The sequence below is a fragment of the Streptomyces viridifaciens genome (assembly GCF_001888885.2).
Classification (GTDB): Bacteria; Actinomycetota; Actinomycetes; order Streptomycetales; family Streptomycetaceae; genus Kitasatospora; species Kitasatospora aureofaciens.
Genome location: NZ_CP090841.1, coordinates 4,376,014 through 4,396,677, shown reverse-complemented (window position 1 = coordinate 4,396,677; position 20,664 = coordinate 4,376,014). Strand labels below are relative to the sequence as shown.

General features: G+C 72.7%; 23 protein-coding genes. 3 read left to right on the top strand and 20 right to left on the bottom strand.

Translation table 11 applies throughout. The annotated features are described in order from the left end of the window. Position 1 precedes the first annotated feature (1 nt). The 4 genes from BOQ63_RS26850 to tsaB are packed head-to-tail and all read right to left on the bottom strand — an operon-like array spanning position 2 to position 2,508. On the bottom strand, positions 2 to 262 hold the full coding sequence (locus tag BOQ63_RS26850) for a hypothetical protein (protein WP_030280843.1): 261 nt from the start codon (positions 260 to 262) through the stop codon (positions 2 to 4). Then, on the bottom strand, positions 259 to 1,347 hold the full coding sequence (gene tsaD / locus BOQ63_RS26845; RefSeq protein ID WP_072655087.1) for a tRNA (adenosine(37)-N6)-threonylcarbamoyltransferase complex transferase subunit TsaD: 1,089 nt from the start codon (positions 1,345 to 1,347) through the stop codon (positions 259 to 261). The genes BOQ63_RS26850 and tsaD overlap by 4 nt, the downstream gene beginning before the upstream one ends. After that, complete coding sequence (rimI, locus tag BOQ63_RS26840) at positions 1,340 to 1,828, bottom strand: ribosomal protein S18-alanine N-acetyltransferase (RefSeq protein ID WP_499504921.1); 489 nt, start codon at positions 1,826 to 1,828, stop codon at positions 1,340 to 1,342. The genes tsaD and rimI overlap by 8 nt, the downstream gene beginning before the upstream one ends. Positions 1,829 to 1,851: 23 nt before the next feature. Continuing rightward, positions 1,852 to 2,508 (bottom strand): tRNA (adenosine(37)-N6)-threonylcarbamoyltransferase complex dimerization subunit type 1 TsaB, encoded by a 657-nt coding sequence (gene tsaB, locus BOQ63_RS26835; protein WP_030280837.1) that lies wholly within the window; start codon positions 2,506 to 2,508, stop codon positions 1,852 to 1,854. Between the two features lie 158 nt (positions 2,509 to 2,666). Between tsaB and BOQ63_RS26830 the strand changes: the two genes are divergently transcribed. Beyond that, positions 2,667 to 3,233, top strand: a complete 567-nt coding sequence (locus BOQ63_RS26830) for a hypothetical protein (protein ID WP_030280835.1) — start codon at positions 2,667 to 2,669, stop codon at positions 3,231 to 3,233. Between the two features lie 39 nt (positions 3,234 to 3,272). Here BOQ63_RS26830 and BOQ63_RS26825 read toward each other — a convergent pair whose 3' ends face one another. The 5 genes from BOQ63_RS26825 to BOQ63_RS26805 all read right to left on the bottom strand — a co-directional run bounded on the left by BOQ63_RS26825 (position 3,273) and on the right by BOQ63_RS26805 (position 8,511). Further along, a complete protein-coding gene (locus tag BOQ63_RS26825; RefSeq protein WP_030280833.1) occupies positions 3,273 to 3,467 on the bottom strand; it encodes a hypothetical protein in 195 nt (64 codons plus the stop codon). Positions 3,468 to 3,596: 129 nt separating this feature from the next. Next, a complete protein-coding gene (tsaE, locus tag BOQ63_RS26820; protein WP_030597235.1) occupies positions 3,597 to 4,091 on the bottom strand; it encodes a tRNA (adenosine(37)-N6)-threonylcarbamoyltransferase complex ATPase subunit type 1 TsaE in 495 nt (164 codons plus the stop codon). Positions 4,092 to 4,193: 102 nt separating this feature from the next. Continuing rightward, a complete protein-coding gene (locus tag BOQ63_RS26815) occupies positions 4,194 to 5,465 on the bottom strand; it encodes an alpha/beta fold hydrolase (protein ID WP_046385838.1) in 1,272 nt (423 codons plus the stop codon). Next, positions 5,462 to 6,661 (bottom strand): alanine racemase, encoded by a 1,200-nt coding sequence (alr, locus tag BOQ63_RS26810; RefSeq protein ID WP_030280827.1) that lies wholly within the window; start codon positions 6,659 to 6,661, stop codon positions 5,462 to 5,464. The genes BOQ63_RS26815 and alr overlap by 4 nt, the downstream gene beginning before the upstream one ends. Positions 6,662 to 7,035: 374 nt before the next feature. Further along, positions 7,036 to 8,511, bottom strand: coding sequence for a bifunctional ADP-dependent NAD(P)H-hydrate dehydratase/NAD(P)H-hydrate epimerase (locus BOQ63_RS26805; protein ID WP_030280825.1), 1,476 nt, complete (start codon positions 8,509 to 8,511; stop codon positions 7,036 to 7,038). Between the two features lie 171 nt (positions 8,512 to 8,682). On the opposite strand from BOQ63_RS26805, the gene BOQ63_RS26800 reads away from it, so the two are divergent. After that, positions 8,683 to 9,240, top strand: coding sequence for a Uma2 family endonuclease (locus BOQ63_RS26800; protein WP_030280822.1), 558 nt, complete (start codon positions 8,683 to 8,685; stop codon positions 9,238 to 9,240). 39 nt (positions 9,241 to 9,279) lie between these two features. Here the strand turns inward: BOQ63_RS26800 and glmS are convergent, their stop codons facing one another. After that, positions 9,280 to 11,136 carry a glutamine--fructose-6-phosphate transaminase (isomerizing) gene (gene glmS, locus BOQ63_RS26795; RefSeq protein WP_072656365.1) on the bottom strand — a complete coding sequence of 619 codons (1,857 nt, stop codon included), beginning with the start codon at positions 11,134 to 11,136 and terminating at the stop codon, positions 9,280 to 9,282. A 99-nt stretch (positions 11,137 to 11,235) separates the two neighbouring features. Here glmS and coaA point away from each other — a divergent pair, with 99 nt between their 5' ends. Beyond that, complete coding sequence (gene coaA / locus BOQ63_RS26790) at positions 11,236 to 12,231, top strand: type I pantothenate kinase (protein ID WP_030280818.1); 996 nt, start codon at positions 11,236 to 11,238, stop codon at positions 12,229 to 12,231. A 66-nt stretch (positions 12,232 to 12,297) separates the two neighbouring features. On the opposite strand, the gene glmM is transcribed toward coaA, so the two are convergent. From glmM to rpmJ, 10 genes are all read right to left on the bottom strand, one after another. Continuing rightward, positions 12,298 to 13,662 (bottom strand): phosphoglucosamine mutase, encoded by a 1,365-nt coding sequence (gene glmM, locus BOQ63_RS26785; RefSeq protein WP_030280815.1) that lies wholly within the window; start codon positions 13,660 to 13,662, stop codon positions 12,298 to 12,300. A 162-nt stretch (positions 13,663 to 13,824) separates the two neighbouring features. After that, the gene (rpsI, locus tag BOQ63_RS26780) at positions 13,825 to 14,334 is read right to left on the bottom strand and encodes a 30S ribosomal protein S9 (RefSeq protein WP_030280813.1); all 510 of its coding nucleotides are present in this window, start codon (positions 14,332 to 14,334) and stop codon (positions 13,825 to 13,827) included. Positions 14,335 to 14,379: 45 nt separating this feature from the next. Then, the gene (rplM, locus tag BOQ63_RS26775) at positions 14,380 to 14,823 is read right to left on the bottom strand and encodes a 50S ribosomal protein L13 (protein ID WP_030055846.1); all 444 of its coding nucleotides are present in this window, start codon (positions 14,821 to 14,823) and stop codon (positions 14,380 to 14,382) included. 232 nt (positions 14,824 to 15,055) lie between these two features. Beyond that, positions 15,056 to 16,714 carry an ABC-F family ATP-binding cassette domain-containing protein gene (locus BOQ63_RS26770; RefSeq protein ID WP_030553947.1) on the bottom strand — a complete coding sequence of 553 codons (1,659 nt, stop codon included), beginning with the start codon at positions 16,712 to 16,714 and terminating at the stop codon, positions 15,056 to 15,058. Positions 16,715 to 16,755: 41 nt separating this feature from the next. Then, entirely contained in the window at positions 16,756 to 17,667 is a 912-nt protein-coding gene (gene truA, locus BOQ63_RS26765; RefSeq protein WP_072655086.1) for a tRNA pseudouridine(38-40) synthase TruA, read from the bottom strand. Positions 17,668 to 17,755: 88 nt separating this feature from the next. Further along, on the bottom strand, positions 17,756 to 18,235 hold the full coding sequence (gene rplQ, locus BOQ63_RS26760; RefSeq protein ID WP_030280807.1) for a 50S ribosomal protein L17: 480 nt from the start codon (positions 18,233 to 18,235) through the stop codon (positions 17,756 to 17,758). A gap of 127 nt (positions 18,236 to 18,362) precedes the next feature. Next, positions 18,363 to 19,385, bottom strand: coding sequence for a DNA-directed RNA polymerase subunit alpha (locus BOQ63_RS26755; protein WP_030055844.1), 1,023 nt, complete (start codon positions 19,383 to 19,385; stop codon positions 18,363 to 18,365). A 126-nt stretch (positions 19,386 to 19,511) separates the two neighbouring features. Beyond that, positions 19,512 to 19,919: a 30S ribosomal protein S11 gene (gene rpsK / locus BOQ63_RS26750; protein WP_030232513.1), complete on the bottom strand. Its 408-nt coding sequence runs from the start codon at positions 19,917 to 19,919 to the stop codon at positions 19,512 to 19,514. A 72-nt stretch (positions 19,920 to 19,991) separates the two neighbouring features. After that, the gene (rpsM, locus tag BOQ63_RS26745; RefSeq protein ID WP_030259703.1) at positions 19,992 to 20,372 is read right to left on the bottom strand and encodes a 30S ribosomal protein S13; all 381 of its coding nucleotides are present in this window, start codon (positions 20,370 to 20,372) and stop codon (positions 19,992 to 19,994) included. Positions 20,373 to 20,549: 177 nt separating this feature from the next. Continuing rightward, positions 20,550 to 20,663, bottom strand: a complete 114-nt coding sequence (rpmJ, locus tag BOQ63_RS26740; RefSeq protein WP_003956441.1) for a 50S ribosomal protein L36 — start codon at positions 20,661 to 20,663, stop codon at positions 20,550 to 20,552. Position 20,664 lies beyond the last annotated feature (1 nt).

The following is a 20,664-nucleotide window of genomic DNA, read 5'->3' as shown; positions in this document are numbered from 1 at the left end:
TCTACTCGACGTGCTCGCTGGTGAAGGACCAGCGGTGCACCGGACGGCCGAGCAGCGCGGCCGGCGGGTCGGCGACGGCCGTGGGTTCGCCGTCCCACCAGGTGATCAGCAGCACCCGCTCGCCGGGCGCGGAGAACAGCTCGGTCCGGACCAGCCCGGCCGCGCCGCGCAGTCCGGGCAGCGCGGACTCCCTTACCCAGGCGGCGAGTTCGGCCGCCCGACCGTCCGCCGCCCGGGCCTCCCACATCGCGGCGACGGTCACGTGCCGCCGCCGAGGGCGTCGTAGGCCTGGCCGTGGAAATCCGTGTGGGGCACGTGGACGTCGGTGACGGGCAGCGAGGAGTCCGCCGACAGGTCGAAGGCGGAGGGGGTGCGGCCCCGCCACACCATCTCGGAGCCCAGCGCCGCCACCATCGCGCCGTTGTCGGTGCACAGGCCCGGCCGGGGCACCCGCAGCCGGATGCCGGCCCGGTCGCAGCGCTGCTGGGCCATCTCGCGCAGTCGGGAGTTGGCCGCGACGCCGCCGCCGATCATCAGGTGGTCGACGCCGTTGTCCCGGCAGGCCTTGACGGCCTTGCGGGTGAGCACATCGGTGACCGCCTCCTGGAAGGAGGCCGCGACGTCGGCGATCGGCACCTCCTCGCCGGCCCGGCGCTTGGCCTCCACCCAGCGGGCGACGGCGGTCTTCAGCCCGGAGAAGGAGAAGTCGTACGCGGGGTCGTTCCTCCCGCTCAGGCCGCGCGGGAAGCTGATCGCCTCGGGGTCGCCCTCGCGGGCCGTCCGGTCGACGATCGGGCCACCCGGGAAGCCCAGGCCGAGCACCCGGGCGACCTTGTCGAAGGCCTCGCCGGCCGCGTCGTCGATGGTCGCGCCGAGCGGGCGGACGTCCGTGGTGATGTCCTCGCTGAGCAGCAGCGAGGAGTGCCCGCCGGAGACCAGCAGGGCCATCGTCGGCGAGGGCAGCCGGCCGTGCTCCAGCTGGTCGACGCAGATGTGCGAGGCGAGGTGGTTGACCCCGTACAGCGGCTTGTCCAGCGCCCAGGCGTACGCCTTCGCCGCGCTGACGCCGACCAGCAGCGCTCCGGCCAGGCCGGGGCCGGCGGTGACGGCGATGCCGTCCAGGTCACCGGCCTTGACCCCGGCGGTGTCCAGGGCGCGCTGGATGGTCGGGACCATCGCCTCCAGGTGGGCGCGGCTGGCGATCTCCGGGACGACGCCGCCGAAGCGGGCGTGGTCGTTGACGCTGGAGGCGACCGCGTCGGCCAGCAGCGTGGTGCCGCGCACGATGCCGACGCCGGTCTCGTCGCAGGAGGTCTCGATGCCGAGGACGAGCGGTTCGTCAGCCATGGCGGGTGTCCTCAATGTCCTTCGGGTCGGTGCTGTCGGTGCTGGGGTGGTCGAGGCGCATCACCAGCGCGTCGATGTTGGCGGGCTGGTAGTAGCCGCGCCGGATGCCCACCGGTTCGAAGCCGTGGCGCTCGTACAGCCGCTGGGCGCGCTGGTTGTCCACCCGCACCTCCAGCAGCAGGTCGGCGCAGCCTCGCCGGGCGGCCTCGTGGATCAGGTCGGTGAGCAGCGCCGTGCCGAGGCCGGCGCCCTGGTGGCGCTCGTCGACGGCGATGGTCTGCACGTCGCCCTCGCCGGCGACGGTCATCAGACCGGCGTAGCCGACGATCGTGCCGTCCGCGGCGGTGGCGACCGTGTAGTGGCGGGTGCCGCCCGGGTGGGCGTCGGCGAGCTCGGACCAGAACATCCCGTGGGACCAGGCGTCCTCGGGGAACAGTCTGAGCTCCAGGTCCATCACCGGCTCGATGTCCCACCAGCGCATCGGGCGCAGGGTGGTGCCGTGGTTCACGCCGGGAGCACCGCCTTGTAGCCCGCCGGGACCTGGGCGTCCGGGCGGCGCAGGTACAGCGGCACGTTCGGCAGCAGTTCGCGCCCGGCGGACAGCTCGGCGGCGGCGAAGCCCGCCAGGGCGCCGGCCGAGACGTGCTCGGGGCCGTGCGCGCCCGGGAAGGCGTCGGGGTAGAGCAGCGCTCCGGCGCCGACGGAGCGGGCCGCGGGCGTCAGCTCGGCCGGGCGGTCCACGCCCGGGCCGTCGGTGCGGCTGCCGTCGGCGTCGTACGAGGCCCAGTAGACCTCCTTGCGGCGCGCGTCGGTGGCGACGGTGAACGGCTGCCCGGCCAGGCCCTCGGCGCGGGCCTGGAAGGCGATCGCGTCCAGGGTGCAGACGCCGTGCACCGGCACGCCGAGCGCGTGGCCGAGCGCGGCGGCGGTCACCAGGCCGACCCGCAGGCCGGTGTACGGGCCGGGGCCGACGCCGACCGCGATCCCGGTGAGCCGGTGCTTGTCCACCCCGGCGGCCCGCAGGACCTGGTCGATCGCGGGCAGCAGGAGTTCGCCGTGGCGCCTGGCGTCGACCTGGTGGGTCTCGGCGAGGACCGCCGTGCCGTCGTGGACGGCGGCGGTGACGGCGGGGGTAGCGGTGTCGAACGCGAGCAGCAGCACGGGGTCAAGGTTAGACCGACGTTGGGCCGACCGGCTGATCGAGCTGGTGTCCCCATCCGGAACACACGTGCAAGGGCGCTGCCGAGCGGCCGGGGGGACCTGGCACGATTAGGGCGGTACGAACGGCGAACGGCGGCGGGAGCGGGCACGTGGCGAAGATGGGTCCTGGAGTGGTGGTCACGGGGCTGACCCTGGGGGCCCTGGCGGTGGTGAGCCTGCTGGCCTTCCAGGCCAACGGCGCCCAGGACCGCGCGGGCGCGGCCCGTCCGACCGTCGCCTCGACGTCCACCGGCCCGGCCGCCTCCGCGACGCCGAGCGCCTCCGCCACCCCGACCGTCCCGCCGCTGCCGGCCTCCTCGGGCAGCGGCACCCGGGTGGTCTACTCGGCCGGCAACCACTTCGTCTGGCTGGTCGACCCGAAGAAGAACCCGCAGGTCGCGGCCGCCTTCCCGGTCACCCCGGGCTCGGTCGAGCCCGCCCCGGGCAGCTACTCGGTGTACAGCCGCACCGCGGCCGGCACCGGCACGGACGGCCGGAAGATCGAGCACGTGGTGCGCTTCGCCCAGCAGGCCGGCGTGGTGTTCGGCTTCGGAGCGGCGCTGGACGACACGACGCCGACGGCCGACCCGAAGGCCAAGACCGGCGGCATCCGCAGCAGCCGCGCCGACGGTCAGCTGCTCTGGGACTTCGCGTCGAACGGCACCAAGGTGGTCGTGGTCGCCTGAGCCGCCCGCCCGTACCACGGGCGGCACGCGAGGGACGGACTACGCGGCCCGGGGCGTCTCCGCCTCGGGCTCCTCGGCCTGCCGGGGCCGCGGTCCGGGCGGGGTGGACACCGCCTCGGCGGCCGCGCAGGCGGCCAGCAGCGCCCGCATCGGCTCGCCCGGAGCGCGGTGGGCGGACTCTCCGTCCCCGGCGGTGCGCGCGGCACGCTCCGGGGCGGGGGTGGTGCTCGACATGGCGCCTCCCTAGTTAGGCAGACCTAACCGCAGCACCCATCCCACCACGCCCGGCACCCCGCCCGCAACACCTTGCCGACAGCCTGTCGGCAAAACGGTGGAACCCGATCGACCGGCGCCCGGCACGCATCAGGCGAGCTCCGCCAGTTCCACGCCCGCCCAGCGCTCCCCGAGGCCGGTCAGCACCACCCGGCGCGGATCGTGGTCCTCCCCGGCGGTTTCGCCGATCGCCCGCTCGATCCGCACCTCCAGCCGGTCCTCGGACAGCCGCTCGACCTTGCCCTCGCCCCACTCGACCACGATCACCGACTCCGGCAGCGAGACGTCCAGGTCGAGGTCCTCCATCTCGTCCAGGTCCCCGCCCAGCCGGTACGCGTCCACGTGCACCAGCGCCGGGCCGCCGACCAGCGAGGGGTGCACCCGGGCGATCACGAAGGTCGGCGAGGTCACCGCCCCGCGGACCTGCAGTCCCTCCCCCAGGCCCCGGGTCAGCGTGGTCTTCCCCGCCCCCAGCTCGCCGGAGAGCAGCACCAGGTCACCCGGCCGCAGCAGCGCGGCCAGCTCCCGGCCGAGCCGGCCCATCCGCTCCGGAGTGGGGACGGTGAGAGTGGCGTGCGAGCCCATGCGCGTGTCTTGCCCTTCGGTCGTCCGTAACGGCGCGCCGACCACCGGCCGCCACCGCTACCGTGCCACACCGGCGCACCCCGCCGCGGCGGGCGGGGTGGCTCAGACGGAGTCGACGGCCGGATCCTGGGCCGCCGTGTCCCCGGAGCCGTCCGCGCGCGGCTCCTCGGCGAGTGCGAGCGCGAGGACGGAGGGCGGCAGCGGCGCGGCGCCGGCGAAGTCGGCGGCCCGGCGCAGCAGCAGCGCCAGCTCGCGGTCGACCAGCTCCGGGCGTTCCAGCAGCACCAGGTGCCCGGCGCCCTCGACCAGCACGAGCTCGGCGCCCGGCAGCCGCTCGGCCATCGCCTCGCTGTGCGCCGACGGCGTCAGCAGGTCCTTCGTCCCAGCCAGCACCAGGGCCGGCAGACCGCGCAGGGCGGCCAGCGCCTCGTACTTCTCGTGTGCGCCGAACACCGGGAAGAACTCGGCGACCACGTCGATCGGGGTGGCGTCCAGCAGCTGTTCGGCGAAGCTCACCACGCCGGGATCGACGTCCCGCCCCCCGAAGGAGAACCTCCGGTAGAACACGGCGGCGAAGTCCGAACCGATCCGCCGGCTCGCCTCCACCAGCTCGACCTGACGGCCCAGCAGCTTCACCACCCCGGGCGCGACCCGCTTGAACAGCTTGGCCCCGACCGTCGGCAGTCCGAGGCTCACCTCGTTCCAGTTCCCCGCCAGGGTGCCGGCCAGCGCGACCCCGGCGACGCGCTCCCGGAACAGCTCCGGGTGCTGGTCGGCCAGCGCCATCACCGTCATGCCGCCCATCGAGTGGCCCACCAGCACCAGCGGCCCGGTCGGCGCGACGGCGTCGATCACCGCCTTGAGGTCGCCGCCCAGCTGGTCGATCCCGGCCGGCTCGCCCGCCAGGAACGAGCGGGAGCGCTCGGAGCGGCCGTGGCTGCGCTGGTCCCAGAAGACCAGCCGCAGGCCCTCGCGCAGCGCCGCCCGCTGGAAGTGCCAGCTGTCCTGGTTGAGGCAGTAGCCGTGGCTGAACACCACGGTCAGCGGCTCGGGGGTGCCGGGAGCGGAGTCCGGCTCGTCCCAGCCCGTCCCGTCCAGCTCGACGTACAGCTCGGTGCCGTCCGGCGCGACCACCGTCAGCGGGCGCCCGCGCAGCGAACCGTACGGGGCGGACGCCTCCAGTTCGGCCCGGGCCCGGCGGCGCATCGCCCGGCCGACCGTCAGCCGCTCCACGGCCACGCCCGCGGCCGCCCCGGCCGCCAGCACACCGACCGATATACCGATCAGACCGGCCCGGCTCACCCCGGTGGTGGCCGCGCCGGCCGCCTTGGCCACCGCCGCCACCGGGTTGGTCCCGTCCGGTGCCCCGGTCATGCCCTGCGGCTCCCGTCGTGGCTGCCGCCCAGGTAGCGGCGGGGCACCCGGGCACCGATCCGGGTGATGATCTCGTACGAGATGGACCCGCTGGCGCGGGCCCAGTCCTCGGCGGTCGGCTCACCGCGCTCGCCGTTGCCGAACAGCAGCACCTCGTCGCCGGCCTCGGGGGTGTCCCCGCCCAGGTCCACCACGAACTGGTCCATCGCCACCCGGCCGGCCACCGTGCGCCACTTGCCGTCGATCTGCACCGGGCCGGTGCCGCTGGCGTGCCGCGGGACGCCGTCGCCGTAGCCGACCGGGACCAGGCCCAGCGTGGTCGGGCCGGGCGTCACGTAGTGGTGGCCGTAGCTGACCCCGTGCCCGCCCGGCACGTGCTTGACCAGCGCCAGCCGGGCCGTCAGCGCCATCACCGGACGCAGCCCGAAGTCGGCCGGCGAACCCACCTCCGGCACCGGCGACAGCCCGTACGCGGCCAGCCCGGTGCGGACCAGGTCGAAGTGCGTCTCGGGCAGCAGCAGGGTGGCCGGGGAGTTCGCGAGGTGCCGGACCTCGGGGCGCAGCCCGGCGAGCTCGGCGTGCGCCAGCGCGGCGCGGTAGGAGTCCAGCTGGGCCTGGATCGACGGGTGGCCGGGCTCGTCGGCGGCGGCGAAGTGCGACCAGATGCCGACGGCCTTCAGCAGCCCCGCGGCCTCGGCCCGCCGCACCTCGGCCACCAGCTGCGGCCAGTCGTGCGGCTGGCAGCCGTTGCGGCCGAGGCCGGTGTCGGCCTTCAGGTGCACCCGTGCCGGGATGCCGGTCTCCCGAACGGCCGTCAGCAGCTCCTCCAGCGCCCACCGGCCGCTGACCGAGATGTCCAGGTCCGCGCGCAGCGCCTCGCGCCACGGCCCGCCGGGCGTCCACAGCCAGCACAGGATCCGGGCCTGCTCGGGGCGGATGCCCGCGGCCCGCAGCGCCAGGGCCTCGTCGGGCGTCGCGCAGCCGAGCCAGCCGACCCCGTTCGCGACCGCCTCGCGGGCGCACTCGACCGCGCCGTGGCCATAGGCGTCCGCCTTGACCGCGAGCATCACCGCCGTGCTCCCGACGCGCTCCTGCAGGGCGGCGAGGTTGCCGCGCAGGGCGGCCAGATCGATGGTCGCCTCGGCCCGTACGCCGTCGGTGAGGGTGGCTGTGCCGGTCGTGTTCGCAGTTGTCATCAGGGTCAGTCTCCCAGACGTCCCGGAGTCCTCGCCGAACGGCCCGTCGGCGCGGTGATCGGCACCGCGCCGTCCCCCAGCCCGCCGACCTGCGGCAAACGGCCCCTCCGCCCAGGTACGGACGCGGCGAACCGCGTTCCGGTTCCGCCCCGGGGCCGGTCGCCGGGGCCGGAACCGCCGCGGTGCCACCCGCGCGGGCCCGGGATCGCGGCCCCGGCGCGAGCCACGGGCACCCGGTGCCGACGCCCGCCCGCAGCCGCCTGCCGTCAACCCTCACAGGCCCTCCGGCCGCAGCGTGGGGCCCGGCGCCGGCTACGGGCGGCGCGACCCCGTTGCCGGCCCGTCCAGGCCTTCCAGGGGCGGCCGGTCCACCTCTACGCCCCCCGCACCGCCCGCCAGGCCGTCGGCAGGGCCCCGGCCACCGCGAGGGCCGTCACCGGCGCGCCCGGGTCGCCGGCCGCCTCCCGGGCGGCCAGGCCGTGGAGGTAGGCCCCGAGCGAGGCGGCGTCCAGCGGCGACAGACCGGTGGCCAGCAGGGAGCCGGCCAGGCCGGCCAGCACGTCGCCGCTGCCCGCGGTGGCGAGCCAGGAGGTGCCGGTGGGGTTCACCCGGACGGCCCCGCCCGGGTCGGCGACCACGGTGGTGGAGCCCTTCAGCAGCACGGTGGCCCGGTAGGCGGCCGCCAGGCGGCGGGCGGTGGCCAGCCGGGCGGCGGCCAGGTCCTCGGCGGCGGGCGGCGCGCCGCCCTCGGCGCCCGCCAGCAGCCGGGCGGCCTCGCCGGTGTGGGGGGTGAGCAGGGTGGGCGCGGTCCGGCCGGCCAGCGCGTCCGGGCCGAGCCGGCCCAGTTCGGTCAGCCCGTCCGCGTCCACCAGCACCGGGACGTCGCTCGCCAGCGCCTCGGTCAGCGCCTGACGCGCCCCCTCGCCGCCGCCCGGCCCGACCACCCAGGCCTGCACCCGCCCGGCCCCGGCCGGGCCGCCCTCGGTGACCAGCGTCTCCGGGAAGCGCCGCACCACCTCCTCGGCCGCCGTGCCGACGTACCGGACGGCGCCCGCGCCGCCGCGCAGTGCCCCGGCCACCGCCAGCAGCGCCGCCCCCGGGTACCGCGCCGAGCCGGCCGCCACCCCGACCACGCCGCGCCGGTACTTGTCGCTCTCCGCACCCGGCAGCGGCAGCAGCGCCGCCGCGTCCGCGTGCTGCAGGGCCGTCACCTCCGGCTCGGGCAGCTCCAGCCCGATGTCCACCAGCTGCACGGCACCCGTGTACTCGGCCCCCGGGTCGATCAGCAGCCCGGGCTTGTACGTGCCGAAGCAGACCGTGACGTCCGCGCGCAGCGCCTCGCCGGCCACCTCGCCGGTGTCGGCGTCCACCCCGCTGGGCAGGTCCACCGCCACCACGATTCCGCTCCGCCCGGCCCGGGCGTACGGCGCGGCCCCGGGGCGCAGCCCACCCCGGCCGCCGATGCCGACGATCCCGTCCAGCACCAGGTCCGCACGCGAGAACTCGGCCAGGCCGACTTCCTGCTCCGCGGTCACCCGTCCGCCCGCCGCCCGGAGCGCGGCCAGTCCGCCCGGGTGCGCCTTCTCCGGCGTGAGCAGCACCGCCGTCACCCGCGCCCCGCGCCGGGCCAGCGCCGCCCCGGCGTACAGGGCGTCACCCCCGTTGTCCCCGCTGCCCGCCAGCACCGTCACCCGACTGCCGTAGACCCGCCCCCGACGCCGCGTCAGCAGCCGGGCACAGGTCGCCGCCAGGCCGGCGGCCGCCCGTTGCATCAGCGTGCCCTCCGGCAACCGGGCCATCAGCGCGGCCTCGGCGGCCCGGACGGTTTCCACAGGGTGTGCATGACGCATGGGGAGAACTCCTTCAGCAGTCGGCTACCGCCGACGCTAGCCCGCGCCACCGCCCCGCGGGAGCCGGGCCTGCGGCACACTTTCGAGTGACACCCACTTCGATCCCCCGCCGGTGTCGGTCCGTACGCCTACCTTGTGGCTCGGCACGGACCCACAGGAGGGAGAAGGGCCATGGTCGCCATGCCAGCTGTCGAGCAGCCGCTGGGCCAGGACGGTCTTCTCCAGGCATTTCTGGAGCTGGACACGCCGCCCGGGTTCAAGGCCGAGCTCATCGAAGGGGAGATCGTCGTGACGCCACCACCGGACGGGCCGCACGAGGGCGCGTTCTCGAAGGTCGCCAAGCAGTTCTTCCGGAACGCCTCGATCGAACTGGACATCGCGGGCAACAAGGGCCTCGTCACCCCCGGAGGCCGTTTCATCCCCGACGGCACGGTGGTTCCGGAGGACCACTTCGACCACCTGGACTCCTGGGCTCCGGCGGAAGGAGTCCTACTCGTGTTCGAGATCACCTCGACCAGCCCGTACAAGGACCGCGAGCCGAAGCGCAAGGGCTACGCCGCGGCGGGCATCCCCTGCTACCTGCTGATCGATCGCAGTGAAGGCAAGGTCACCCTCTTCTCCGAACCCCAGAACGGTGACTACAGGGCGCTCACCAAGACCGACTTCGGCAAGCCGATCGACCTGCCCGCCCCGTTCTCCTTCACGCTCGACACGGCGCCCCTGCGGTAGGACGCAGCCACCGCAGGGGCGCCGTGAGAGGCCGGGCGACTACTCGACGGTGACCGACTTCGCCAGGTTGCGCGGCTGGTCGACCTCGTGGCCCTTGGCCGTGGCCAGCTCGCAGGCGAAGACCTGGAGCGGAACGGTGGAGACCAGCGGCTGGAGCAGGGTCGGGGTGACCGGGATGCGGATCAGGTGGTCCGCGTACGGCACGACCGCCTCGTCGCCCTCCTCCGCGATCACGATGGTGCGGGCGCCGCGGGCCCGGATCTCCTGGATGTTGGAGACGATCTTGTCGTGCAGGATGGACCGCCCGCGCGGCGAGGGCACGACCACCACGACCGGCAGCCCCTCCTCGATCAGCGCGATCGGGCCGTGCTTGAGCTCGCCCGCCGCGAAGCCCTCGGCGTGCATGTAGGCGAGCTCCTTGAGCTTGAGCGCGCCCTCCAGGGCCACCGGGAAGCCGACGTGGCGGCCGAGGAACAGCACCGAGCGGGCGTCGGCGAGCGAGCGGGCCAGCTCGCGCACCGGCTCCATGGTCTCCAGCACCTGCTCGACCTGCTTCGGCGCGTCGCCGAGCTCGCGGATGATGGTGAAGATCTCGTCGCCCCACTTGGTGCCGCGCACCTGGCCCAGGTAGAGGGCGACCAGGTAGCAGGCGACCAGCTGGGTCAGGAACGCCTTGGTGGACGCGACCGCGACCTCCGGCCCGGCGTGGGTGTACAGCACCGCGTCCGACTCGCGCGGGATGGTGGAGCCGTTGGTGTTGCAGATCGCCAGCACCTTGGCGCCCTGCTCACGGGCGTGCCGCAGGGCCATCAGGGTGTCCATGGTCTCGCCGGACTGCGAGATGGCGATGACCAGCGTGCCCGGGCCCATGATCGGGTCGCGGTAGCGGAACTCCGAGGCGACCTCGACCTCGCAGGGGATGCGGGTCCAGTGCTCGATCGCGTACTTGGCGATCATGCCGGCGTGGAACGCGGTGCCGCAGGCGACGATGACGACCTTGTCGACCGAGCGCAGGTCCGCGTCCGAGATGCGCAGCTCGTCGAGGGTGAGCCGCCCGTCGGTGCCGATCCGGCCGAGCAGGGTGTCGGCGACGGCCTTCGGCTGCTCGGCGATCTCCTTGAGCATGAAGTAGTCGTAGCCGCCCTTCTCGGCGGCGGAGGCGTCCCAGTCGACGTGGTACTCGCGCACCTCGGCCGGGGTGCCGTCGAAGTTGGTGACGGTCACGCCGTCCCGGCGCAGCTCGACGACCTGGTCCTGGCCCAGCTCGACCGCCTCGCGGGTGTGCGCGATGAAGGCGGCGACGTCGGAGGCGAGGAAGTTCTCGCCCTCGCCGCGGCCGACCACCAGCGGCGAGTTGCGGCGGGCGCCGACGACCACGCCGGGCGCGTCCGCGTGGACGGCGACGAGGGTGAAGGCACCGTCCAGGCGGCGGCAGACCGCCCGCATCGCCTCGGCGAGGTCGCCCTGGTAGGCCTCGCCCAGCAGGTGGGCGACGACCTCGGTGTCGGTCTCGGACCGGAGGGTGTGGCCGCGCTCCGCGATCTCGGCGCGCAGCTGGGCGAAGTTCTCGATGATGCCGTTGTGGACGACGGCGACCCGGTTGTCGTCGTCCAGGTGGGGGTGGGCGTTGGCGTCCGTCGGGCCGCCGTGGGTGGCCCAACGGGTGTGGCCGATGCCGGTGGTGCCGCCGGGCAGGGGCGACTCGGCGAGCGACTTCTCCAGGTTGGCGAGCTTTCCGGCCCGCTTGTCCGTGACGAGACCCCACTGCCCCTGGGAGTCCTGCGCCTGCACCGCGACACCGGCCGAGTCGTAGCCCCGGTACTCCAGTCGCTGCAGGCCCGCGATTACTACGTCGAGGGCGGACTGCGCGCCCACGTATCCAACAATTCCGCACATGCGTGCCAGCATAAGGGCGGTTCTGTGGGCGTTTTCCCGTCCCGCGCCAACGCTGCGTGACCGACACCACAACCACGGTGAACACCGCTACGGCTCACAATGGAGCATGTGCTGACCGAACTCTGTACGCGGGGCGCCGCCACGCCCGGTCCGTCCCCGTCCCCCTACGTGGACCTGAGCCGGGCCGAGTGGAGCGCGCTGCGCGAGCGTACGCCGCTGCCGCTGACCGCCCAGGAGGTGGAGCAGCTGCGCGGTCTCGGCACAGCCCTCGACCTGGACGAGGTCCGCGACGTCTACCTGCCCCTGTCCCGGTTGCTGAACCTGTACATCCACGCCACGCACGACCTGCGCGGCGCGCTGGGCACGTTCCTGGACACCCCGGACACCGAACGCACCCGTACCCCGTTCATCATCGGCGTGGCCGGCTCGGTCGCCGTCGGCAAGTCCACCACCGCCCGGCTGCTCCAGGCCCTGCTCGCCCGCTGGCCCGAGCACCCCCGGGTCGAACTGGTCACCACCGACGGCTTCCTGCTGCCCAACGCCGAGCTGCGCCGCCGCGGCCTGATGGCCCGCAAGGGCTTCCCGGAGTCGTACGACCGCCGGGCGCTGATGCGCTTCGTCGCGGACGTGAAGGCGGGCAAGGAGCGGGTCACCGCGCCGGTGTACTCGCACCTGGTGTACGACATCGTGCCCGACGAGCGGCTGACCGTGGAGCGCCCGGACATCCTGATCGTCGAGGGCCTGAACGTGCTGCAGCCGGCCCTGCCGGGCACCGACGGCCGCACCCGGCTCGCGGTGGCCGACTACTTCGACTTCTCGATCTACGTCGACGCCCGCACCGACGACATCGAGCACTGGTACCTGGACCGCTTCCGCAAGCTGCGGCAGACCGCCTTCCAGGACCCGAACTCCTACTTCCGCCGCTTCACCGAGGTCCCGGAGGAGGAGGCGATGGAGTACGGCCGCCAGGTCTGGCGCACCATCAACAAGCCCAACCTGCTGGAGAACGTGCTGCCCACCCGCGGCCGGGCCACCCTGATCCTGCAGAAGGGCGCGGACCACAAGGTCCGCCGGGCGCTGCTGCGCAAGCTCTGAGGCACCCCCGGGGCACGACGAAAAGGGCCCCCGCCACGCGCGGGGGCCCTTCGGCGTGTCAGGGGCTCAGCCCAGGTGGGTGCGCACCGCCTCGGCCAGGCGCTGGGCGACCGTCTCGGCCTGCGCCGGGTCGGCGGCCTCCACCATGACGCGGACCAGCGGCTCGGTGCCGGAGGAGCGCAGCAGCACCCGGCCGGTGGCGCCCAGCTCGGTCTCGGCCGCGGCGACGGCGGCGGCCAGCTCGGTGCTGGTCCGCACCCGGCTCTTGTCCACGCCCTTGACGTTGATCAGCACCTGCGGCAGACGGGTCATCACGGCGGCCAGGTCGGCCAGTGGCTGCTTGGTGGCGGCCAGTCGGGCGCCCAGCATCAGGCCGGTCAGGGTGCCGTCGCCGGTGGTGGCGTGGTCCAGCAGGATGACGTGGCCGGACTGCTCGCCGCCGAGCGCGAAGCCGTGCTCCTTCATCGCCTCCAGGACGTAGCGGTCGCCGACGGCGGTCTCCACCAGGTCGATGCCCTCGCGCTCCATCGCCAGCTTGAAGCCGAGGTTGGACATCACGGTGGCCACCGCGGTGTTGCGGCGCAGGGTGCCGGCCTCCTTCATGGCGACGGCGAGGATGGCGATGATCTGGTCGCCGTCCACCTCGTTGCCCTCGGCGTCGGCGGCCAGGCAGCGGTCGGCGTCGCCGTCCAGGGCGATGCCGAGGTCGGCCCGGTGCTCCTTCATCGCGGCGCGCAGCCGGTCGAGGTGGGTGGAGCCGACACCGTCGTTGATGTTGAGCCCGGTGGGCTCGGCGCCCAGGGTGTGCACGACCTCGGCGCCGGCCCGGGCGAAGGCCTCGGGGGCGACGTAGGCGGCGGCGCCGTGGGCGCCGTCGATGACGACCTTGATGCCGTCCAGGCGGTTGGGCAGCACGCCGATCAGGTGGGCGACGTACTTGTCGAAGCCCTCGGTGTACTCACGCACCCGGCCGACGGCCGCGCCGGTCGGGCGGTTCCAGTCCTCGCCGCCGACGGTGTGCTTGCGGTAGTGGGTCTCGATGGCGTCCTCGATCCGGTCGTCCAGCTTGTGGCCGCCGCGGGCGAGGAACTTGATGCCGTTGTCCGGCATGGCGTTGTGGCTGGCGGACAGCATCACGCCGAAGTCGGCGCCGAGCGCGCCGGTGAGGTAGGCGACGGCGGGGGTGGGCAGGACGCCGACCCGCAGCACGTCGACGCCGGAGCTCGCCAGGCCGGCGATGACCGCGGCCTCCAGGAACTCGCCCGAGGCACGGGGGTCACGGCCGACCACCGCGACCGGCCGGTGCCCGTCGAAGGCGCCGGCCTCGCCGAGCACGTGGGAGGCCGCCACCGACAGGCCGAGCGCCAGCTCCGCCGTCAGGCCCTCGTTGGCCACACCGCGTACGCCGTCCGTACCGAAGAGTCGTCCCACTGTCCCGTCCTCCATCACCATGCTCGGAACCCACCGATGATCCCGGCCGCCGCACGTTAGCCGGGGAACACGTCGCCCCGGAGTACACGAGGTACTCCGGGGCGACGGTTTGCGCAACCAGGGGGTGCGCCGCCAGGGCGGACCGCACCCCCGGGGACGCGATTAGCGCTTGCTGTACTGCGGCGCCTTGCGGGCCTTCTTCAGACCGGCCTTCTTGCGCTCGACGGCGCGGGCGTCACGGGTCAGGAAGCCGGCCTTCTTGAGGGCGCCGCGGTTGTTGTCCACGTCGGCCTCGTTCAGGGCACGGGCCACGCCGAGGCGCAGCGCGTAGGCCTGGCCGGAGACGCCGCCGCCGCTGATGCGGGCGACGATGTCGTAACGGCCGTCCAGCTCGAGCAGCTTGAAGGGCTCGTTCACGGTCTGCTGGTGCACCTTGTTCGGGAAGTAGTCCTCGAGGGTGCGACCGTTGATCTTCCACTGGCCGGTGCCGGGGACGATGCGCACGCGGGCGATCGCCTCCTTGCGACGGCCGAGGCCGGCGCCCGGGGTGGCCTCGCCGAAGCGGCCGGCCAGCGACTCGGAGGTGTAGCTCTCCTCGGAGGTGTACTCGCCCTCGACGGCCTCAACGGCCTCGTCGAAGTCGACCTCAAGGGTTTCAGTGGTCTCGGCCACGGTGTTCCTCAGCTCTTTTCAGTGTTGGGGGGCTTGGTGGCCGAATTACTGCGCGACCTGGGTGATCTCGAACGGCACCGGCTGCTGGGCAGCGTGGGGGTGCTGGTCGCCCGAGTAGACCTTGAGCTTCGAGAGCATCTGACGGCCCAGGCTGTTCTTGGGGATCATGCCCTTGATGGCCTTCTCGACGGCCTTCTCCGGGTTGTTCGCCAGCAGGTCGTCGTAGCGCACCGAACGGAGACCGCCCGGGAAGCCCGAGTGGCGGTAGGCCAGCTTCTGGGTCTTCTTGTTACCGGACAGGTGCACCTTGTCGGCGTTGATGATGATGACGAAGTCACCAGTGTCAACGTGCGGCGCGTAGATCGCCTTGTGCTTGCCCCGGAGGAGGTTGGCGGCCTGGGAAGCCAGGCGGCCGAGCACGACGTCGGTCGCGTCGATGACGTGCCACTGACGCTGGACGTCGCCGGGCTTGGGGCTGTACGTACGCACGGTCGTAGCCTTCGCTTTTCAGTGAGTGAGTCCTGACAGGAGCACCCGGACGGAAGAGCAGCCTGGCCAACCTTGGACGCAATTCAAGGGGGACCGCTGGTCGTCGACCTGATGTCTCCGGCGTACCGACCTCTCACGTGAGATAGAGCGAGCCAATACGCACATCAAGCGTCCAGGTTACCGGGCGGGCGGGAAGCGGTCAAAAATCGCCCGGCGCCCGCCCTCCGGTCACTCAGCGTTCGCGCTCCACCCGGGTGACGTCCCAGACTGGTTCGGGCGACTCGAAGACCCGCCCGTCCGCACCGAACACCAGGAAGCGGTCGAAGGTCTTGGCGAACCAGCGGTCGTGGGTGACGCACAGCACCGTGCCGTCGAAGGCCTCCAGCCCGGCCTGCAGCGCCTCGGCGCTCTCCAGGTCCAGGTTGTCGGTCGGCTCGTCGAGCAACAGGGCCGTCACACCGTCGAGTTCGAGCTTGAGGATCATCAGCCGGGCCTGCTGCCCACCGGACAGCGACTCGAACTTCTGCTCCTCCTGGCGGTCCAGCTCGTACCGGCGCAGCGCGCCCATCGCGGCGCCGCGGCTGAGCGCGTGCTCCTCCTCGATGATCGACCGGACGGTGCGGCCGAACAGCTCCGGGTGGGCGTGGGTCTGCCGGAAGTGGCCGGGGACGACCCGGGCGCCGAGCTTCCAGTCGCCGGTGTGCTCGACCGTGGTGTCACCGGCCAGCAGCCGCAGCAGGTGCGACTTGCCGGCGCCGTTGGCGCCCAGCACCGCGACCCGCTCGCCGTAGAAGACCTCCAGGTCGAAGGGCTGCATCAGGCCGGTGAGCTCCAGCCGCTCCATGGTGAAGGCGCGCACGCCGGTGCGCCCGCCCTTGAGCCGCATGGTGATGTTCTGCTCGCGCGGCGGCGCCTCCGGCGGGCCGGCGTCCTCGAACTTCTTCAGCCTGGTCTGGGCGGCCGCGTAGCGCGAGGCCATCTCGTGGCTGACGGCGGCGGCCTGGCGCAGGGTGACGACCAGCTTCTTGAGCTTGGCGTGCTCCTCGTCCCAGCGGCGGCGCAGCTCCTCGAAGCGCTCGAAGCGGGCCTTGCGGGCCTCGTGGAAGGTGTCGAAGCCGCCGCCGTGCACCCAGACGCTGCTGCCGGCGGCGCCGGACTCGACGCTGATGATCTTGTCGGCTGTGCGGGAGAGCAGCTCGCGGTCGTGCGAGATGAACAGGACGGTCTTCGAGGTGGCCTTGATGGCCTCTTCCAGCCAGCGCTTGGCCGGGACGTCCAGGTAGTTGTCCGGCTCGTCGAGCAGCAGCACCTCCTCGGGGCCGCGCAGCAGCGCCTCCAGCACCAGCCGCTTCTGCTCGCCGCCGGAGAGGGTGTTCAGACCGCGCCACTGGGCCTTGTCGAAGGGCACGCCCAGGGCGGCCGTGGTGCAGACGTCCCAGTCGGTCTCGTAGTCGTAGCCGCCGACGTCCGCCCAGTCGGAGAGCGCCTGGGCGTAGGCCATCTGCGTCTTCTCGTCGTCCTGGGCGATCATCGCCAGCTCGGCGGCGTCCACCGCGCGGGCCGCCTTGGCGATCCGCGCGGGGGCGACCGAGACCAGCAGGTCGCGCACCGAGGCGTCGGCCGGCAGCGCGCCCGGGGTGTCGGACCGGTCCTCGCGGCCGGTGGTGCCGACGAACTGGCGCATCACGCCGAGCCCGCCGCTGATCGTCACCGAGCCGCCGTGCGGCTGGATGTCGCCCGCGATCATGCGCAGCAGGGTGGTCTTGCCCGCCCCGTTGGCGCCGACCAGGGCGACCGCGGCGCCCTCGCCGACCCGGAAGGACGCGTCGTCGAACAGCACCCGCCCGTCCGGCAGGTAGTACTCCAGGTGCGAAATCTCGACGTGTCCCATGGGAAGGATTGTCCCAAGCGGACGCCCCGGGCCAAAACGGATTACGAGGCGGCCGGCTGACCGGGCAGGGTGCGCATCCTCCGGGCCTGACGGTTCCGCTCCGCGAGCTGGTCGTCCGGCGGGTAGCCGACCTCCTCCAGGGTGAGCCCGTACGGCCGGATCACGTTGACGGCCGAGTTGCGGACCCCGCCGGCCAGCACCTCGCCGGGGAACTCCACCGGCCGGTGCCCGTCACCGACCAGCAGCATCGCCCCGACCAGCGCCCGGACCATGTTGTGGCAGAAGGCGTCGGCCCGGACGGTGGCCACCGCGAGGCTGCCCTCCTGGCTCGCGTAGGTGTCCACCGGGACGCGGTCCCAGTGCAGTTCCAGCAGGGTGCGGATGGTGGTGGCGCCCTCGCGCTTCTTGCAGTACGCGGCGAAGTCGTGCTCGCCCAGCAGCAGCTTCGCGGCGGCGTTCATCTTCTCCACGTCCAGCGGCCGGTCGTGCCAGAGCACGTGCCCGCGCAGCAGCGGGTCGACCCCGCCGGGATGGTCGGCGACCCGGTAGGCGTACCGGCGCCAGATCGCCGAGAAGCGGGCGTCGAACCCGGTCGGCGCCTCGCCGACCCGGTAGATCCGGACGTCCCCGGGCAGCCGCCCGGCGAGCCGGCGCAGCAGCTTCTCCCGGTGCGCCTCCCACAGCTCGGCCGGCAGGTCGACGTGGGCGACCTGGCCGCGGGCGTGGACACCGGCGTCGGTGCGGCCGGCCACGGTCAGCGGGAACAGCTCCGGGCTGCGGGTGACGATCTGCAGCGCGGTCTCGATCTCCTCCTGGACGGTCCTGCGGCCGCCCTTCTGGCGGGCCCAGCCGGAGAACTCGGCGCCCTGGTAGGCGAGGTCGAGCCGGACCCGGACGTACCCGTCGGCCGGGCCGTCCTTCACCGGCGGCTGCTCGGCGCAATCGTTGACCACTGCTTCTCTTCTCCCGGTCCTCGGAAAACAAGGAACGGGCCCGCTCCCCCATCGCTGGGAGAACGGGCCCGCAACACACCTAGAGGTGTCAGGCCTGCTCGGCGGCCTCGGCCTCGTCGGCCTTGGTGTCGACGGCGGCGGCCTCGTCGGCCTCCTTGACGGCACGCTTGGTGGCGGCCTCGGCCTCGCCGACGGCGGTCTGCGCGACGGTCAGCGCCTCGACCAGCTCGATCACGGCCATCGGGGCGTTGTCGCCACGACGGGGACCGATCTTGGTGATGCGGGTGTAGCCACCCGGGCGGTTCTCGTAGCGCGGCGCGATCTCGGTGAAGAGGGTGTGCAGCACCGAGACGTCGGTGATGGTCTTGCGCACCAGGCGACGGTTGTGGATGTCGCCCTTCTTCGCCTTGGTGATCAGCTTCTCCGCCAGCGGGCGCAGGCGGCGGGCCTTGGCCTCGGTGGTGGTGATGCGGCCGTACTGGAACAGCTCACGGGCCAGACCGGCGAGCAGCAGCGGCTCGTGGTGCGGGCCACCGCCCAGACGGGCACCCTTGGTGGGACGCGGCATGGAATTACTCCTTGAATCTCCGACTGCGGCCGTACCAGGTACCACAGCGGGCGTACGGACACTGTGCCCGTACGGCTTTCATGACGACGGGGGCGGTTCCGGGGAACCGCCCCCGCGGTCAAGTCTCTCAGTACTGCTCGGTCTCCGCGTAACCCGCGTCGTCCAGGTCGTCGGCACCGAAGGCGTCGGCGGCGGCGGTCGGGTCGAACCCGGGCGGGCTGTCCTTGAGGGCCAGGCCCATGCCGGCCAGCTTCGCCTTGACCTCGTCGATCGACTTCGCACCGAAGTTGCGGATGTCGAGCAGGTCGGCCTCGGAGCGGGCGACGAGCTCACCCACGGTGTGGATGCCCTCGCGCTTGAGGCAGTTGTAGGAGCGGACGGTGAGCTCCAGCTCCTCGATCGGCAGCGCCAGGTCGGCGGCCAGGGCGGCGTCCGTCGGGGACGGGCCCATGTCGATGCCCTCGGCGTCGATGTTCAGCTCGCGGGCGAGGCCGAACAGCTCCACCAGGGTCTTGCCGGCCGAGGCCATGGCGTCGCGCGGACGCATGGCGGGCTTGGTCTCGACATCGACGATCAGCTTGTCGAAGTCGGTCCGCTGCTCGACACGGGTGGCCTCGACCTTGTAGGTGACCTTCAGCACGGGGCTGTAGATCGAGTCGACCGGGATGCGGCCGATCTCCTGGCCGGAGGCCTTGTTCTGGACGGCGGAGACGTAGCCGCGACCGCGCTCGACGGTCAGCTCCATCTCCAGCTTGCCCTTGCCGTTGAGGGTGGCGAGGACCAGCTCGGGGTTGTGCACCTCGACACCCGCCGGCGGGGCGATGTCGGCGGCGGTGACGACACCCGGGCCCTGCTTGCGCAGGTACATCACGACCGGCTCGTCGTGCTCCGAGGAGACGACCAGCTGCTTGATGTTGAGGATGAGGTCGGTCACGTCCTCCTTGACGCCCGGCACGGTGGTGAACTCGTGCAGGACGCCGTCGATGCGGATGCTGGTGACAGCGGCACCCGGGATCGACGACAGGAGCGTGCGGCGCAGGGAGTTGCCGAGGGTGTAGCCGAAGCCCGGCTCCAGCGGCTCGATCACGAACCGCGAGCGGAACTCGTCGACGACCTCTTCGGTCAGCGAGGGACGCTGAGCGATAAGCATGGGGAGGTTCCTCCAGTTGTCTTCGGCACCCACTATTTGATGCCGACAGGACCAAGCGTACGGGCTCCTGCAAGAACAGGAGCCCGTACGAGGTTTAAAGCGACCCGCGTGCCCGAAGGCGCTGCGTCAGACGCGGCGGCGCTTCGGCGGACGGCAGCCGTTGTGCGGGGTGGGGGTGACGTCCTGGATCGAGCCGACCTCCAGGCCGGTGGCCTGGAGCGAACGGATCGCGGTCTCGCGGCCGGAGCCCGGACCCTTCACGAAGACGTCAACCTTGCGCATGCCGTGCTCCTGCGCGCGACGGGCAGCGGCCTCGGCGGCCATCTGCGCGGCGAACGGGGTGGACTTGCGCGAGCCCTTGAAGCCGACGTGGCCGGCGGAGGCCCAGGAGATCACGTTGCCCGCGGGGTCAGTGATCGAAACGATGGTGTTGTTGAACGTGCTCTTGATGTGCGCGTGGCCGTGAGCGACGTTCTTCTTTTCCTTGCGGCGGATCTTCTTCGCGCCGGCAGCCTGACGACCCTTGGGGGGCATAAGTCTGTTCTCCTACTGAGGTGGTCGGTCCGCTGACCCGCGGGCCGGAGGGATGTCCGGTTACGGGACGGACTACTTCTTGCCCGGCTTCTTCTTACCGGCGATCGCGCGACGCGGGCCCTTGCGGGTACGCGCGTTGGTGTGGGTGCGCTGGCCGCGGACCGGCAGGCCCCGGCGGTGACGCAGACCCTCGTAGCAGCCGATCTCGACCTTGCGGCGGATGTCGGCGGCCACCTCACGGCGGAGGTCACCCTCGACCGTGTAGTTGGCGTCGATGTACTGGCTCAGCTTGACCAGGTCTTCCTCGGTGATGTCGCGAACGCGGACATCCGGGTTGACGCCGGTCTCGGCGAGGGTCTGCTGGGCGCGGGTACGGCCGATGCCGTACACGTAGGTGAGGGCGATCTCGATCCGCTTCTCACGGGGGAGATCAACGCCGGCGAGGCGTGCCATTCAAGGCTCCTGTGGTTCTTCAGAGGTCTGGCGTGCCACCTACTCCTTCGCCTCTCGACGATGGAGCCCCGGCCTCTGACCGGGGGCGGCAGTCCGTCCCGCTTCGGGACGGATCGGGTGACCCGCTTATGACGTTTTCGCGTCGCGCGAAGTACTACGAGAAATGCTGGGGAGAGATCAGCCCTGGCGCTGCTTGTGGCGCAGGTTGTCGCAGATCACCATGACCCGGCCGTGGCGGCGGATCACCTTGCACTTGTCGCAGATCTTCTTGACGCTCGGCTTGACCTTCATG

Coding starts and splice junctions, on each gene's coding strand:
- tsaD (WP_072655087.1), bottom strand. CDS start 1,347: ATGGCTGACGAACCGCTCGTCCTCGGCATCGAGACCTCCTGCGACGAG.
- rimI (WP_499504921.1), bottom strand. CDS start 1,828: ATGCGCTGGTGGGACATCGAGCCGGTGATGGACCTGGAGCTCAGACTG.
- BOQ63_RS26830 (WP_030280835.1), top strand. CDS start 2,667: ATGGGTCCTGGAGTGGTGGTCACGGGGCTGACCCTGGGGGCCCTGGCG.
- BOQ63_RS26825 (WP_030280833.1), bottom strand. CDS start 3,467: ATGTCGAGCACCACCCCCGCCCCGGAGCGTGCCGCGCGCACCGCCGGG.
- tsaE (WP_030597235.1), bottom strand. CDS start 4,091: ATGGGCTCGCACGCCACTCTCACCGTCCCCACTCCGGAGCGGATGGGC.
- BOQ63_RS26815 (WP_046385838.1), bottom strand. CDS start 5,465: ATGACCGGGGCACCGGACGGGACCAACCCGGTGGCGGCGGTGGCCAAG.
- alr (WP_030280827.1), bottom strand. CDS start 6,661: ATGACAACTGCGAACACGACCGGCACAGCCACCCTCACCGACGGCGTA.
- BOQ63_RS26805 (WP_030280825.1), bottom strand. CDS start 8,511: ATGCGTCATGCACACCCTGTGGAAACCGTCCGGGCCGCCGAGGCCGCG.
- BOQ63_RS26800 (WP_030280822.1), top strand. CDS start 8,683: ATGGTCGCCATGCCAGCTGTCGAGCAGCCGCTGGGCCAGGACGGTCTT.
- glmS (WP_072656365.1), bottom strand. CDS start 11,136: ATGTGCGGAATTGTTGGATACGTGGGCGCGCAGTCCGCCCTCGACGTA.
- coaA (WP_030280818.1), top strand. CDS start 11,236: ATGGAGCATGTGCTGACCGAACTCTGTACGCGGGGCGCCGCCACGCCC.
- BOQ63_RS26770 (WP_030553947.1), bottom strand. CDS start 16,714: ATGGGACACGTCGAGATTTCGCACCTGGAGTACTACCTGCCGGACGGG.
- rplQ (WP_030280807.1), bottom strand. CDS start 18,235: ATGCCGCGTCCCACCAAGGGTGCCCGTCTGGGCGGTGGCCCGCACCAC.
- BOQ63_RS26755 (WP_030055844.1), bottom strand. CDS start 19,385: ATGCTTATCGCTCAGCGTCCCTCGCTGACCGAAGAGGTCGTCGACGAG.
- rpsK (WP_030232513.1), bottom strand. CDS start 19,919: ATGCCCCCCAAGGGTCGTCAGGCTGCCGGCGCGAAGAAGATCCGCCGC.
- rpsM (WP_030259703.1), bottom strand. CDS start 20,372: ATGGCACGCCTCGCCGGCGTTGATCTCCCCCGTGAGAAGCGGATCGAG.
- rpmJ (WP_003956441.1), bottom strand. CDS start 20,663: ATGAAGGTCAAGCCGAGCGTCAAGAAGATCTGCGACAAGTGCAAGGTG.